The organism is Arthrobacter sp. QXT-31 (assembly GCF_001969265.1).
In the GTDB taxonomy this organism is placed as follows: Bacteria; Actinomycetota; Actinomycetes; order Actinomycetales; family Micrococcaceae; genus Arthrobacter.
This window is the reverse complement of sequence record NZ_CP019304.1, coordinates 2,702,205-2,716,634: the sequence shown is the minus strand read 5'-3', so window position 1 is coordinate 2,716,634 and position 14,430 is coordinate 2,702,205. Positions and strand designations below refer to the sequence as shown.

At 68.6% G+C, this 14,430-nt stretch carries 15 protein-coding genes and 1 riboswitch; of the genes, 9 read left to right on the top strand and 6 right to left on the bottom strand.

Features of this window, described 5'->3' with window-relative positions:
* Positions 1–93 precede the first annotated feature (93 nt).
* On the top strand, positions 94–963 hold the full coding sequence (locus BWQ92_RS12225) for a DUF4031 domain-containing protein (RefSeq protein ID WP_076799842.1): 870 nt from the start codon (positions 94–96) through the stop codon (positions 961–963).
* Between the two features lie 24 nt (positions 964–987).
* Here BWQ92_RS12225 and BWQ92_RS12220 read toward each other — a convergent pair whose 3' ends face one another.
* The 3 genes from BWQ92_RS12220 to BWQ92_RS12210 form a co-directional block, all read right to left on the bottom strand.
* On the bottom strand, positions 988–1,389 hold the full coding sequence (locus tag BWQ92_RS12220; protein ID WP_076799840.1) for a YccF domain-containing protein: 402 nt from the start codon (positions 1,387–1,389) through the stop codon (positions 988–990).
* Positions 1,390–1,463: 74 nt separating this feature from the next.
* Positions 1,464–2,639 (bottom strand): MFS transporter, encoded by a 1,176-nt coding sequence (locus tag BWQ92_RS12215; protein WP_076799839.1) that lies wholly within the window; start codon positions 2,637–2,639, stop codon positions 1,464–1,466.
* A 19-nt stretch (positions 2,640–2,658) separates the two neighbouring features.
* The gene (locus BWQ92_RS12210; RefSeq protein ID WP_076799837.1) at positions 2,659–3,255 is read right to left on the bottom strand and encodes a phosphoribosylanthranilate isomerase; all 597 of its coding nucleotides are present in this window, start codon (positions 3,253–3,255) and stop codon (positions 2,659–2,661) included.
* 105 nt (positions 3,256–3,360) lie between these two features.
* Here BWQ92_RS12210 and BWQ92_RS12205 point away from each other — a divergent pair, with 105 nt between their 5' ends.
* The 5 genes from BWQ92_RS12205 to BWQ92_RS12185 all read left to right on the top strand — a co-directional run bounded on the left by BWQ92_RS12205 (position 3,361) and on the right by BWQ92_RS12185 (position 6,071).
* Entirely contained in the window at positions 3,361–3,936 is a 576-nt protein-coding gene (locus BWQ92_RS12205) for a HutD/Ves family protein (RefSeq protein ID WP_076799835.1), read from the top strand.
* Between the two features lie 42 nt (positions 3,937–3,978).
* Positions 3,979–4,509, top strand: a complete 531-nt coding sequence (locus BWQ92_RS12200; protein WP_076799833.1) for a ferritin — start codon at positions 3,979–3,981, stop codon at positions 4,507–4,509.
* Positions 4,510–4,626: 117 nt separating this feature from the next.
* Positions 4,627–4,692: riboswitch (guanidine-III (ykkC-III) riboswitch) on the top strand.
* 9 nt (positions 4,693–4,701) lie between these two features.
* On the top strand, positions 4,702–5,025 hold the full coding sequence (locus BWQ92_RS12195) for a DMT family transporter (protein ID WP_076799832.1): 324 nt from the start codon (positions 4,702–4,704) through the stop codon (positions 5,023–5,025).
* Positions 5,025–5,393, top strand: a complete 369-nt coding sequence (locus BWQ92_RS12190) for a DMT family transporter (RefSeq protein WP_076799830.1) — start codon at positions 5,025–5,027, stop codon at positions 5,391–5,393. The genes BWQ92_RS12195 and BWQ92_RS12190 overlap by 1 nt, the downstream gene beginning before the upstream one ends.
* Positions 5,394–5,420: 27 nt before the next feature.
* Positions 5,421–6,071 (top strand): MBL fold metallo-hydrolase, encoded by a 651-nt coding sequence (locus tag BWQ92_RS12185; protein WP_076799829.1) that lies wholly within the window; start codon positions 5,421–5,423, stop codon positions 6,069–6,071.
* A gap of 147 nt (positions 6,072–6,218) precedes the next feature.
* Here BWQ92_RS12185 and BWQ92_RS12180 read toward each other — a convergent pair whose 3' ends face one another.
* Complete coding sequence (locus tag BWQ92_RS12180) at positions 6,219–8,087, bottom strand: DEAD/DEAH box helicase (RefSeq protein ID WP_076799827.1); 1,869 nt, start codon at positions 8,085–8,087, stop codon at positions 6,219–6,221.
* Positions 8,088–8,784: 697 nt separating this feature from the next.
* Here BWQ92_RS12180 and cycA point away from each other — a divergent pair.
* The 3 genes from cycA to BWQ92_RS12165 all read left to right on the top strand — a co-directional run bounded on the left by cycA (position 8,785) and on the right by BWQ92_RS12165 (position 11,811).
* Complete coding sequence (gene cycA / locus BWQ92_RS12175) at positions 8,785–10,272, top strand: D-serine/D-alanine/glycine transporter (RefSeq protein ID WP_076799825.1); 1,488 nt, start codon at positions 8,785–8,787, stop codon at positions 10,270–10,272.
* Between the two features lie 179 nt (positions 10,273–10,451).
* On the top strand, positions 10,452–11,171 hold the full coding sequence (locus BWQ92_RS12170; RefSeq protein ID WP_076799824.1) for an SAM-dependent methyltransferase: 720 nt from the start codon (positions 10,452–10,454) through the stop codon (positions 11,169–11,171).
* 43 nt (positions 11,172–11,214) lie between these two features.
* A complete protein-coding gene (locus BWQ92_RS12165; protein ID WP_076799822.1) occupies positions 11,215–11,811 on the top strand; it encodes a dihydrofolate reductase family protein in 597 nt (198 codons plus the stop codon).
* Between the two features lie 18 nt (positions 11,812–11,829).
* Here the strand turns inward: BWQ92_RS12165 and BWQ92_RS12160 are convergent, their stop codons facing one another.
* Together BWQ92_RS12160 and BWQ92_RS12155 are read right to left on the bottom strand one after the other, a co-directional pair.
* Entirely contained in the window at positions 11,830–13,269 is a 1,440-nt protein-coding gene (locus BWQ92_RS12160) for an MFS transporter (RefSeq protein ID WP_076803684.1), read from the bottom strand.
* 1 nt (position 13,270) lies between these two features.
* Positions 13,271–14,305 carry an Lrp/AsnC family transcriptional regulator gene (locus BWQ92_RS12155; protein ID WP_076799821.1) on the bottom strand — a complete coding sequence of 345 codons (1,035 nt, stop codon included), beginning with the start codon at positions 14,303–14,305 and terminating at the stop codon, positions 13,271–13,273.
* Positions 14,306–14,430: the final 125 nt, after the last annotated feature.

The following is a 14,430-nucleotide window of genomic DNA, read 5'->3' as shown; positions in this document are numbered from 1 at the left end:
GGCCGGTAGTACGCCTGCCGTGCCGTAGGCAGCACGGCAGGGCTGCGCCGTGCTGCTACGCCGTGCTGTGCCGGCGCGCACTAGACTCTCCCCATGGCCATCTACCTCGATCCGCCGCTGTGGCCTGCCCACGAAACACTGTTTTCGCACCTGATTTCGGACACCTCCCTGGCGGAGCTGCACGCGTTCGCCGCCGCGGCTGGCATCCCGGAGCGGGCCTTCGACGGCGACCACTACGACGTCCCGCAGCGCCGCTATGACGATCTGGTTGCCGCCGGTGCCATTCCGGTGGAGGCCCGCGTCCTGGTCCGGAAACTCATCGCCAGCGGGCTGCGGATTCCGGCGCGCAGCCGCACAAAGTCCCTCAAGACTCCGCTCTTCAACCGCTGGAATACGGTGATGCCGGGCCACGACGCCCTGTTCCTGGACCTGCTGGACCGCTGGAGCGAGAGCCACCGCAAATACCACGGCTGCACGCACCTGCTCGCGGTGCTGGAGGCACTGGACCTGCTCACCGAACCCGCCAGGCCGCCGCGCCCAGTGGTGCTGGCGGCCTGGTTCCACGACGCCGTCTACCGGGGAACCGCGGGCCAGGACGAGGAGGAATCCGCCCGGCTCGCCGAAATGCGGCTCAGCCAGACCGGCCTCCCGGACGCGGAGGTCGAGGAAGTGGCCCGGCTGGTCCGGCTCACCTCCGATCACCGGCCGGAAGAAGGGGACGACGACGGCGCCCTCCTCTGCGACGCCGACCTGTCGGTTCTGGGCGGGGAACCGGAGCCCTACGCCCGGTATGTGGCGGCCGTCCGGAAAGATTATGCGCACATCGGCGACGCCGATTTCGCGGCCGGACGGGCCGCCGTCGTCCGCCAGTTGCTGGCACTGGACCCGCTCTTCCACACCGAGCGGGCCCGGCAGCTGTGGCAGGAAGCCGCACGGCGGAATCTGCAGGGCGAACTGGCCTGACGAGCTGGCCGCGTGCAGCGCCGGTCAGCGGTAGGCGGTGATGAACGGCCTGTCGGTGGGGACAATCTGCTTGCCGAGCGGCATCAGGGAAACCGGGATCAGCTTCAGGTTGGCAATGGCAAGCGGGATGCCGATGACGGTGAGCGCCATGGCCACCGCCGTGACCACGTGGCCCACTGCGATCCAGATGCCGGCCACCAGCAGCCAGATCACGTTGCCGAGCAGCGAGAACACCCCGTTCCCGCCCGGCTTGTCCACCACCATCCGTCCAAAAGGCCAGAGGGTGTAGGACGCGATCCGGAAGGAGGCAATCCCCCACGGGATGGTCACGATGAGCAGGCAGCAGACGACGCCCGCGGCGAAGTAACCGAGCGCCAGCCAGAAACCGCCGAAAACCAGCCAGATGATGTTCAGGAGTGTCTTCATCCGTCCATTCTGCCGGTCGGGGAGCCTGACATGACCCGGGATGTGCCCTGATTTAACCCTTAATCCCCAGCCGCTTAGCCTTCAGGCTCTGGCACCTTGACGATGGGGGTGAGGCGCGGGACCGCGGCCGCGGCGACCAGGAGCGCGAGCAGCCCGAGGCCCAGCGGCAGCGAGGCGGCCGTGGCGACGGCTCCCACCGCGAGCGGGCCGCCGGCGTCGCCGAGTTCGCGTCCCAGCTCGGCCGAGCCCATGGTCCGCCCCATCCTTTCCTTGGGCGTGCTGTCCGCCAGGTGCGCAAAGCCCAGCGGCGTGGCCGCGCCGACGCCCGCGCCAATCACCGCAGCCGCGATGAAGATAGTGGCCGGACCCGGTGCCACCGCCACGAGGGCGACTCCGGCGGCGGTGAGGAGCAGACCGGTGCGCATCCCGCCGGCGTCACCGATGCCGTGCCTGTCGCGCATCGCCCCGACGCGCGGCTGGACCAGCAGGGAGGCGACGGCCAGTACACTCACCGCGGCGGTGGCGCCCACCGGGTCCAGGCCGTGCTGCACGGCAAGGGCCGGCAGGAAACCGATGGCCGCCCCCATGGCCGCCATCGATGCGGCCAGCACCAGGGTGGGGACCAGGAACCTGCGCTCGGCCACCTGGCGTGCCAGGTCCAGCACGGTGTACCGCTGGCGCGGAAGCGGCGGCAGGTGCGGCACGGCGAGAAGGACCCACAGGGCGGTGGCCGCGGCAAGCGCTGACAGCGCCCCGAACAGCAGCGCGAAGCCGCCGGCGGCAATCAGCCCGGCACCGAGCAGCGGGCCGATCACGTATCCGAGGCTCTTCCAGGATCCGTACCTGCCGAAGAAGGTCCCGGCGTTCTTCCCTGCCGAGAGCCGCGCCACCATCGCCGAGGACGCCGGGGAGAAAGCCGAGGCGGCGGCACCCTGGCCAAGGCGGGCCATGCCCAGCATCAGCGGATTGGCGCCCCACAGGCCGATCAGGGACAGTGCGGCGAAGCCGATGAGTCCTCCAACGATCACCGGCTTGGCCCCGATCCGGTCGCTCAGCGCCCCGAAGACCGGCTTGAGGAACACTTCGGAGATGTCGTAGACCGCCAGCAGGATTCCCAGGTTGAGCAGGGTCAGTCCGATGTTGCCACTCTGCGCGCCCATGCCGGCGGCAATGCTGTGGGCACCGAACGCCGTCACGAATCCGGCGGCATAGAGGGGTGCGGCGGGCGTCCGGGCGCCGTGGACTGTCATCGAGGAGTCACGGGCAGTTTCAGCCCTTGGCTGCCGTCACAAACGCCCTGATCTTAGCCAGGTCCTTCACTCCCCTGCTTTGCTCGACGCCGGATGACACGTCCACGCCCCACGCCCCGGCATCGCGCGCGGCCTGGGACACGTTCTCGGAGTCAAGCCCGCCCGCCAGGAGCCACTGCCGTCCTTCCAGGCCTTTCTCGCGTACGGAACCGTAGTCCCAGGCTTCACCGGAACCGGGAACCGCAGCGTCGATCAGCAGCAGTTCCTCTCCCCAGTCGGCAAACGCGTCCGGCGCGTCACCCATGGTGACGGCACGGATGACCTTCATGCCGGCGTCGTGCGCTGTTTTCACATCGTCCGGGGTGCGTTCCCCATGAAGCTGTATCCAGCTCAACCCCGCCGCGCGGGCGATGGTCACCGCGTCGGCGGCCGGTTCCGCACGGAAGACGCCTACCGCGGCGACGCCCTCAGGTACGGACTTTACGAGCTGGGTAACCTGGTGCGGTGAAACCACCCGGGGACTGGCCGTCAGGACAAAGCCGACCGCGTCCGCTCCGGCTTCCACGGCCTCCCGGATTGTTTCTGGCGTGCTCAGGCCGCAGACTTTGACGAACATTGACCGGCTCCTTGTTGTTGAAAGCGTCGCCCCTGACCGCAGCGATCCGTCGCCGACTTTACGCGGGGAGGGAGTGTGCGGGCAACGCGCGGATAGGCTGGGCTGATGCAGATCATCCGCTTCGCCGACATCAAACCCCAGCCCTGGCGCAACGGCGGCGGCGTCACCCGCGAACTGGCCAGCCACTCCCCCGAAGAGGGCGAATGGGACTGGCGGGTCAGCATTGCCGACGTCACCAAGGCCGGGGCGTACTCCGCTTTCCCGGGAATGGAACGCCTGCTGACCGTCATCGAAGGCGAACTGCTGTTGCTTTCAGTGGAGGGAACCGAGCACCCGCTGGAAAAGTACCGCCCCTTCCGGTTCCCTGGAGGCGCGGAATCCTTCTCTGCGCTGCCCACCGGGGATATCCGCAACCTCAACGTCATCACCAGGGAGGGCACCTTCAAGGCGTACACCTCCATCGTGGAGCTGTCCAAGAAGCGTGCCCATCCGGTGTTCAAGGGCCAGTTGGGGATCCTGCTGCAGGGGCAGGCCAGCGTCACTCCCGGCGATGCTGATCCGGCGGAAACTCCCACCGCACTCGACCGCTACGACGTGGTGGTGGGTTCGAACACCCGGACGCCGGAGATCCTGGGCCGCGGGTTCCTGGCCGTAGTGTCAATCGATCCGGTGACTAGTTAACGGCTCTAGCCACACCCCGCGCCGGTACCTAGACTCGGGGCCATGAGCAAGTCAAAATTCAGTGACCTCCTGCTGCTGCAGATAGGCAACGAATTCGCGGCCTCCCAGCAGTACATTGCCGTGGCGGTCTGGTTCGCCAACCAGGACCTCCCCCAACTGGCCAAGTACTTCTACCGGCAGTCGGTGGAGGAACGCAACCACGCCATGATGATGGTCCAGTACATGGTGGACCGCGGCGTTTCCGTCAGCATCCCGGGCGTGCCCGCCGTCCGCAACGACTTCACCTCCGTTACCGACCCGCTGTCCCTCGCGCTGCAGCAGGAAAAGGAAGTCACCCGCAGCATCGAAAGCCTCTTCCGGGCGGCCAGGGCCGAGGACGACGCCCTCGGCGAGCAGTTCATGCTCTGGTTCCTCAAGGAGCAGGTTGAGGAAGTCGCCTCGATGACCACCCTCCTGAACATCGCCGAACGCGCGGACAACACCTTCGACATCGAAAACTTCGTTGCCCGTGAAACCATCGGCGACGGCGGCCGTGACGCCGCGGCGCCGGAGGCAGCCGGAGGCAGGCTCTGACCGGAACATTTTGAACCGCAGCGCACGTTGACGGCGGCACCCTAACCCTGGCGCCCGCCGGCGGTGACTCTTGCCACCAACGGTGGCCACCGCCGTCGGGCGTTGCTATGGTAAAAACCAAGGTCCCCCTTCCGGACCTCCGGACGACGGTTCAGTACCCGGTGCGCGACAAGACTGGCCAAAGGATCTGTCATGTCGTGGTTCATCCTCATTCTTTCCGGCGCGCTTGAGGCGGTGTGGGCGGCAGCGCTGCACCGGGCGTCCCAGTCGACCGGCCGGCGCCGGCTCGCGGCCGGGGCCCTCTTCCTCGTCGCCGTGGTGGCCAGCACCGCGGGTCTTGGCATCGCGATGCAGTCCATTCCCACCGGCACCGCCTACGCGGTGTGGGTCGGCGTGGGCGTGGTGCTGACGTCGGCTTACGCGATCGCCGCCAGAGTTGAACGGCCGACGGCGGTGCGGCTGCTGCTGCTCGCGGAAATCGCCGCGTGCGTGGTTGGCCTGAAGGCGGTGGCGTGATGCTCGCAAAGCCCGCCACAGCGTGGATCATCCTGCTCGCATCGTCAATCCTGGAAGCCGTATGGGCCACGGCCCTGGGCCTCTCAGACGGCTTGACCCGCCCGCTGCCCACGGTGGTTTTCATCGTGACGGCCGCGCTCAGCATGCAGGGCCTGGGCATGGCGGTGAAGCACATCCCGCTCGGCACGGCCTACGCCGTCTGGGTGGGGATCGGAGCGGCACTGACGGTCGGCTGGGCGATGGCCACCGGCGTCGAACCCTTCAACCTCCTCAAGGTGCTGTTCATCGCGGGCATTGTGGCATGTGCGGCGGGGCTCAAGATGCTGCCGGCCGGCCGGGACCGGCGCGGGGCTGATTCGGCTCCCTAGTCTGGTTCCGCTCCCTAGACTGGGCCCATGGACACGCTCATTCATTCACTTCGGGACATCACCATCCGCCGGATTTCGGTCAGCGAGATGGACAACAACGTGTATCTGCTGACGGCCAGGGGGTCCGGGGCACAGCTGCTGATCGACGCCGCGGACGACCTGCCGGCCATCCAGGGCCTGCTGGCGGATGCCGCCGGCGACACCTCGGGCGAGCCGAAGCTGGCACTCATCGCCACGACGCACCAGCACTGGGACCATGTCCGCGCGCTGCCGGGCCTCGTTGAAGCCACCGGGGCCAAGACGGCTGCCGGCACCGATGATGCCCCGGAGCTTCCCGTGCCGGTGGACGTGCTGCTGGACCACGGCGACGTCGGCAATTTCGACGGGTTCGACGTCACGGCCGTCCATCTGCGCGGCCACACCCCCGGTTCAGTGGCGCTGGTCTACCAGGACCCCGAGGGCCCGGCGCACATCTTCTCCGGCGACTCCCTGTTCCCGGGCGGGGTCGGCAACACGCAGAAGGACCCGGAGCGGTTCAACCAGCTGATCACGGATGTCACCGAGCGGATCTTCGACGTCTATCCGGACGACACCGTGGTGCACCCGGGCCACGGCAAGCCGACCACCCTCGGCGCGGAACGCCCGCACCTTGAGGAGTGGCGCGCCCGCGGCTGGTGAATTCCCGTTAAAAACACATCGAGTGCTCCGTAACTGCCGTTATGAGCGTTCATAACGGCAGTTTTGGAGCACTCGATGTTCGGTTGGGTGGGGCCACGACCGCCGGGTTCCCTGACCGAGCTTGCGAGGTTAGGGGGCGGTTGGGGATTAGCGGCCGCGGCGCTCGTTCGAGGCCGGAGCCGATGCGCGGCGCGGGGCCTTCCGGGCCGGACGTCCGTCACCGGAGCGGCCGCTGCCGCCGCTGCCGCCCGCGGAGGAACCGTACGAGCCGCCCGAGGTGCCGCCGGTGGTGGAGGACCAGACGGCCTTGGAGCCGCCCGCGGCGCGCTGGCCGGTGGCCGGACGTCCGCTGCGCTGGCCTCCGCTGGCTGCTGCGGAGCGGCCGGCACCTGACGCGGGACGGCCCGTGCCTGCCGGGCGTCCGGCACCGCGGCCCTCGGCGGTGCGGCCGTCGGAACCGCGTCCGGCCGAGGCACGGCCGCCGGCGGACGGAACGTCGTTGTGGTGCGCGTAGGCGGTGGGGCGGCCCCGGCCCCGGGAGTTGCGGCGTGCGGCGCGCTCTGCATCCGCGCGGTCCTGCCGCTCCTCGATCACGCGCTCTGCGGCGTCACGGGCAGCAGCGCGGCCCTCGTAGGCCGCGGCACGGCGCTCGGCGCGGGGCAAGTCCGTACGCGGAGCCTCGGCGGAAACCCGCCCACGGCCGCCGCGCCCGCCCCGGCCGCCGGCCGTGGGTGAGGCCTGGCGGCGTGCACGCTTGCGTTCGGCGTTGGCGCCGGTGGACTTGCCGCCGCCCTGCTGCGGCAGCTTGGCAGCAAGCAACGCGGCGCGGGTCCGGGGATCCACCTTCTCCGCGATCTCGCCCACCAGCTCAGCCACAACCGGTGAGTTTGCGGTGACCCGCTCGAAAGTGACGTCGACGCCGGCAGCCTTCATCAGCTTCTTGACGTCCGTCTGCTGCTCGGGCAGGGTCAGCGTCACCACGGTGCCCTCGGAGCCGGCACGGGCGGTGCGGCCGGAGCGGTGCAGGTAAGCCTTGTGCTCGGTGGGCGGGGCGACGTGGATGACCAGCTCGACGTCGTCGACGTGCACACCGCGGGCGGCGACGTCGGTGGCCACCAGGACGCGGACGTCACCGGAGGAGAACTCGGCAAGGTTGCGGTCGCGGGCGTTCTGCGACAGGTTGCCGTGCAGGTCGACGGCGGGGATCCCGGCGTCGGTCAGGGTCTTGGCCAGCTTGCGAGCATGGTGCTTGGTGCGCATGAACAGCACGCGGCGGCCTGCGCCGGAAGCCAGTTCAACAATCAGCTGCTTCTTGACGGTCTGGTCGTTGACCACCAGCACGTGGTGCTCCATGGTGGTCACCGCCGCCTGCGGATCGTCCACGGAGTGGGTCAGCGGGTTGGACAGGTAGCGCTGGACGATCTTGTCCACGCCGTTGTCCAGGGTGGCGGAGAACAGCAGGCGCTGGCCCTGGCTCGGGGTCATGTCCATGAGCTTCTTGACCACGGGCAGGAAGCCGAGATCGGCCATGTGGTCTGCCTCGTCCAGGACCGTCACCTCGACGGCCTCGAGCGTCAGGATGCGCTGGCGGATCAGGTCCTCCAGGCGGCCGGGGCAGGCAATGACAATGTCGACGCCGGCTCGCAGCGCCTTTTCCTGGCGCGCCTGCGAGATGCCGCCGTAGATCACCGTGGTGTTCAGGCCCATGGCCTTGGCCAGCGGCTCGATCGTGGCGTTGATCTGGGTGGCCAGTTCACGGGTGGGCGCCAGGACCAGGCCCAGCGGGCGGCCGGGCTTGCGGAAGTAGGCGGCTTCCCGCTCGGCGAGGCGTGCCACGAGGGGGATGGAGAAGGCGATGGTCTTGCCGGAACCGGTGCGGCCACGGCCCAGGACATCGCGGCCGGCGAGGGTGTCGGGCAGCGTCTTGACCTGGATGGGGAACGGGGATTCGATGCCCTGGGCGGCCAGGGTTTCGGAGAGTGCCTTGGGCGTACCGAGGGCAGCAAAAGTAGTCATATTGGTTTATCAGGGTCTTTCAGGCGGTATCCAGCGGATATCGGCCCCCGACGCCGGTTGGCCCAGGGGGTCGCCGAAGAAAAGTCAGGTGGTCAACCGGGCTGCTGCCGTGTTCAGGCAACGGCCGCCGGGACCAATAGCGTTCATCGACGCAGGATGTGCCTCTCACATGAAAAAAGCCCGCCTCCAAATTACAGAGCAAAGCGGGCATCACTGCACATCAAGTGCCACCAGTCTACCATCCGGGCCTTGCACGCCCGTCCCGGTTTCGGGAGCAGCTTCCGCTGAGCTCATTTGGGCGGCAGCCGGAGGACTCTGCGGCACGGCCAACCCGCTGAAAAGTGCGTGACGCAGCTCACGGACAACAATAGACGACATTTGGGGCTGGCAAACTGGACATATGTCGAAGACTATTGCGGCGTTTCGTGGTCACTGCGAATTTTCCGCTGACGCGGCCGGATTCCCGCCTGGGCTGGGGGAACGCGCTTTTCCGGCCGCTCCAGCCCGCCCGTCAGATGGGCGTTCCCGCAGCTCCACTTCAGGCGGCACGGCCGACCTGCGCGCACCGGCCGCCTTCCGCCGCTCTTAGTCTTAACACCATCCCAACTGTTAGTTCCGTCACATCTGCTGCGGAACGACGCGGCCGGCACGCCACCTATCCGCATGTGCCGGCACCTGTGACAAGGAAGAAGACTTGATGTCTGAACGCACCACCAGCATTTCCGTTCCACCGTCCACAGAGCATGCCGACCCCGGCCAGAGCAGGGAACCGCACCTCACCCGCGGGCTTGGCAACCGCCACATCCAGCTCCTGGCGATCGGCGGAGCCATCGGCACCGGCCTGTTCATGGGCTCCGGCAAGACCATCTCCCTCGCCGGCCCGTCCGTCATCTTCGTGTACATGATCATCGGCTTCATGCTGTTCTTCGTCATGCGCGCCATGGGCGAGATCCTGCTCTCCAACCTGAACTACAAGTCGTTCAGCGACTTCGCCGGCGACATCCTCGGCCCCTGGGCGGGCTTCTTCACGGGCTGGTCCTACTGGTTCTTCTGGGTGGTGACGGGCGTGGCCGACATCGTGGCCATCGCCGGCTACGTGGACAAGCTGGCACCGGGCACTCCCCTCTGGATTCCCGCCCTGATCACGCCCGTGGTCCTGATCCTGCTGAACCTGCCCACCGTCAAGGCCTTCGGTGAGGCCGAATTCTGGTTCGCCATCATCAAGGTGGTGGCCATCATCGCCCTGATCGCCACCGGCATCGTCATGATCGCCACCAACTTCACCTCGCCCAGCGGCGCAGTGGCCAACCTGGCCAACATGTGGAACGACGGCGGCATGTTCCCGCACGGCCTGTTCGGCTTCATCCTCGGCTTCCAGATCGCCATCTTCGCCTTCGCCGGCATCGAACTCGTGGGCACGGCGGCCGCCGAAACCAAGGATCCGGAAAAGAACCTCCCCCGGGCCATCAACTCCATCCCGGTCCGCGTCCTGCTCTTCTACGTGGGCGCCCTGGTGGTCATCATGGCCGTCAACCCGTGGCGCAGCATCGATCCCGCGAGCAGCCCGTTCATCGGCATGTTCACCCTCGCCGGCCTGGGCATCGCCGCCGTCGTGATCAACCTTGTGGTCCTCACCTCGGCCGCCTCCAGCGCCAACTCCGGCATCTACTCCACCTCCCGTATGGTCTACGGGCTCGCGCAGGACGGCAACGCACCGAAGGCCTTCGGCAAGCTGAGCGTCCGCAAGGTTCCGCAGAACGCGCTCCTCTTCTCCTGCATCTTCCTGCTGGCCGGCCTGGTCCTGCTGTACGCGGGCGACTCCGTGATCGGCGCGTTCACCATCGTCACGTCTGTGGCTTCGGTGCTGACCATGTTCGTCTGGTCGATGATCCTCATCAGCTACATCGTGTTCCGCCGCCGCCGGCCGGAACTGCACGAGGCGTCCGCCTTCAAGATGCCGGGCTCGGCCTTCATGCCGTACGTGGTGCTGGGCTTCTTCGTGTTCATGCTCGTGGCCCTGGCCCAGGCCGAGGACACGCGCCTCGCCCTGGTGGTTGCCCCGCTGTGGTTCCTGCTCCTGGGTGCCGCCTGGTACTTCAACCGCCAGACGCCGCTGCAGCAGGCCCGGATCGAGGAATGGAAGGCCGCGAACAGCACCAGCCCGGCTGCTGCCGTCAGCTCCTAGTTCGGCCAACTCCCAGTTCCGCACGAACAGAAAACCGTGCGAACCAGAAACCGCGCTGCGGCCACCCCGGTGGCCGCAGCGCGGTTTTTCTGTGCCTGATGCTTTTTCTCTGGCTGATGCTGTTTCTGTGCCGTCGCACGCCCTAGTTGCCCCCTGGATTCTGTGGCAGGGTATTCCCCATGGACCACGAGGGGCACGACGGCGCCGCGCGCCATTGGGACGAAATGTACCGGAGCCGCCCGCGGGTGTGGAGCGGCCGGCCCAACCCGCAACTGGTGGCCGAAGCAAGCGGGCTGGAGCCCGGCACTGCCCTGGACCTGGGCTGCGGCGAGGGCGCCGATGCCCTCTGGCTCGCCGAACAGGGCTGGACGGTGACCGCGGTGGATGTCTCCGCCGTCGCGCTGGAACGGGCCGAGCAGCATGCCGCCGGCTCGGAGGTCCGGGACCGCATCACCTGGCTGCAGCGCGACCTTGACGCGTGGGCGCCCGAGGAGCAGTTCGACCTTGTGTCCGCCCAGTTTCTGCACTCCACTGAGGCGCCGTGGCAGGGGCCGCACCGGGTGGCCGCGGCCGCGGTGCGGCCTGGCGGGACGCTGCTGATCGTCGGCCACCATCCCGAGGGGCTGCCGCCGTGGCGGAGCATGTCTGGCCAGGGCAGCCACTCGCATGGAAACGGCCACGCTGACGGAGGCCACGCCAGCGGGGGCGGCGCGCACAGGAGTCCGGAGATGCTCTTCACCGCGGAGCAGGCAGCAGCCGAACTCGGCATCGCGCCGCCCGAATGGCGGGTAGAGGTGGCGGCCAGCCGGGAGCGGGAGGCCACGGGCCCGGACGGGCAGACGGCTGTGCTCGCAGATGCCGTCCTGCGCGCCACCCGCCTGCAGCCCCAACGAGCCTAAAGCCCGGAACTGCTGCACGGACACCCGTCGAGAGGAGCGCAGGATGGCCAGGTTGGTTGCCGAGATGACGATGTCCCTGGACGGCTTCATCGCCCTCCCGGACGACTCCGTCAACGGCCTCTTCGACTGGTACAGCAACGGCCCGGTGGAGGTCCCCACTGCCAGGCCGGACATGACCTGGCACGTGACTGAAGCTAGCGCGATGCACCTCCGGCGCACCGTGACCACGGCCGGTGCCATGCTGGTGGGCCGCCGGATCTTCGACCTGACGCACGGCTGGGACGGCCGGCACCCCATCGACTGCCCCATCGTGGTGCTCAGCCATTCCGTCCCGGACGGCTGGCCGCGCGACGGCATCCCCTACACGTTCGTCACCACCGGGTTCGCGGATGCGGTGCGGGCCGCCACCGCACTGGCGGGGGACAAGGACGTGGCCCTGGCGGGGCCGGACATCATCCGGCAGGCGATCGACGCCGGTCTCGTGGAGGAGATCCGGGTGAACCTGGCGCCGCGGATCCTTGGCCAGGGCATCCGGTTTTTCGACAACCTCGCGGCGGCCCCGGTGAAGCTCGAGCAGACCGCGGTGATCCAGGGCGACGCCGTGACCCACCTGTACTACAAGGTCCTCCCCCGCATCTGACCTGCTTAGCCTGGAGTTTTAGTGGGCGACGCGGGGCGCTATGGCGACCCCGGCGGCGGCGATCACCGCGGTCAGCACGAAGACGCCGGTGAAGGAGGCCGCCGTCGTCGTAAATGCCGTGAACACGATCCCTGTTGCGGCAAGCGCGAGGGCGCCGCCGAGCGAATCGGAAATGGACATCGCGGAACTGTTGAAGCCCTCGGTGTCCGGCGTGGAAAGGGCAAGGGTCATCACGCTCAGCCGCGGGTAGGCAAGCCCCATCCCGCCGCCGGCGAGAACCCAGCCGGCAATCACGACGGCGGCCGGCCAGCCAAGCGCGGTGGTCACCAGCGCCAGGCCGATCGCCAGCAGCACCATCACCGAACCGATCCGCACGGCGACCGGGCTGCCAAGCCTCCCGCCCAGCCGACTCTGCACGGCCGACGCAGCGGCCCAGGCGAGGGCTCCGCCGGTCAGGGTGAGGCCGGCGAAGGTGGGCGAGAAGGCGTAGCGCTCCACGAGCAGGTACGGCAGGTAGACCTCGGCGCCGAAGAAGCCGGCGGCAACCAGTCCCCGGATCAGGATCACGCTGGGCAACCCCCGCCGGGCGGTGAGGGTTCCGCGGGGCACCAGCGGCCGGACTGCCAGCAGTGCAATCACGACGGCGGCTCCCGCCAAAAGCGGTCCGGCCACCGGAAGTCCGGAGGACAGGTTCAGGCCCAGGACCGCCAGCGCGGCCAGTGCCGCCCAGGCCAGCCGGGCAGGTGCCCAGGGCACCGGGGCACCTGCCGGGTCCGGACCGCCGTCGTTCCCTTCCGCGGTACCGTCCGCCGGGCCGTTCCCGTCCGCCGAGCCGTTCCCGTTCGCATTGCCGGACCGCACGCCCCGCAGCGCAGGAAACAGCATGGCCAGAGCGGGCAGCACCAGCACGACGACGCCGAGGAACACCCAGTGCCAGCTCGCCAGCTGGGCCACGAGCCCGGCGGCGAACGGCCCCACGAGCGACGGGATCACCCACGCGGCGGAGAAGGCCGCGAAGATCTTCGGGTGCAGGACGGCCGGATAAACCCGGGCCACCACCACGTACAGGGCCACCGTCATGGCGCCGCCGCCCAGCCCCTGCACCAGCCGGCCGGCCACCACCGCCCACATGGTTCCTGCAGTGCCCGCCACCAGCAGTCCCAGCGCGAAGACCGCCACGGATGCGAACAGCGGGCCGACGGGTCCGCGCCGGTCGGACCAGTTCCCCGCGCCCACCATGCCGATCACGCCGGTGGCCAGCGGACCCGCGAAGGCGAGCGCGTACAGGCCGGCCCCGCCGAGCTCCCGGCTCACGACGGGCATGACGGTGGTGACGGCGAGGGACTCGAACGCGGCCAGAAACACCAGGGCGCAGGCGCCCACCGTCACCAGCAGGTAGGGCCGCTGCAGGATCCCCGTGCCGGACGGGGCGGGCCGGGGCGGGGCGGATTCATGCATGTCAGCCCACCAGCTCCGGCGCAGCGGCGGGTACAGCCACGACGTCACCGCTCGCCGTCGAATCGGGGTTCAGCATCCAGCCCACCCGTTTGACGGTCCTCAGCATGACCACGCTCTCCGCCAGTTCGATGCCCGGGATGCGCTGCTGGAGGGCCAGCTCCGCGGTCATGACGTCGGCGAGGGACTGCAGCCACATGATGATGACGAAGTTGGTGCGCCCCGTGGTGGAGGCGCTCAGCCGCACATTCCGGAAGCTGCGGAGCTCCTCGGCCGCGGCCTCGTGCTGGCCCGGCGGGACATTGGCGAACCAGTGGCAGGTCACCGGGAAGCCCGAGTACCTTTGCGCAATCTCGCAGCGGAAAGAGAGCATGCCGCTGGCGAGCACCCTGTTCAGCTGGCGCTGCACGGTGGCCGGGTGGCGGTCCAGTGCCCTTGCAATGTCGGCGGCCGTCGCCCGGCCGTCCTTCGACAGGAAGGGCAGGATCGCCAGATGGCTGGCGGGCAACGGCTCCCGCACCGCCGCCGAGGGTGCCGAGGCCGCTGCCTCGGGACCCGCGAGCGCCCGGAGCGCCTGGAGCTGGCTGCGGTTGAGCACATTGATGCGCCAGGCGTAGGCGCCGGTGTGCAGCCGCGTGGCCAGCGAGGTCTGGTATTTCACCAGCCCTTCGATGGCGTGCAGCTTCGACGCCACGGCGGTGAAGTGCTGCAGGGAGCCGGTGATGACTGTCAGCATCAGGTCCCGGTTGCTCGCGGCCTCCTCCACGGTGACGATCTCCGGCACCGCAGCCAGCGCCTGGGTGACCTCAGCCCGGCGGTGCAGCTCGCACTCGACGTCAACGAAGGCGAGGCACATCTTCTGCGGATCCCCCATCGGGTGGGCCGTGACCCAGGCCGCGCCGGCTGCCGTCAGCCTTTCCCACCGTGCCGCGAGCGTGGTGGCGTGCACGCCTAGCACCTCCGCGGCGTCCGCCCAGCTCAGCCGCGGTGCGATCTGCAGCGCGTTGACCAGCGCGAGGTCCTCCTCCGTGACGTCCAGCGCTCCTACCCCCTATGACGATCGTGCACGAATCCTGCATACAAGGCCCGGCTTTTGCATTTTTCCAGCTCTTCAGCCAGATGTGAACCAGGCCACTCCAGAATAGACCCACAACCTGACCACCA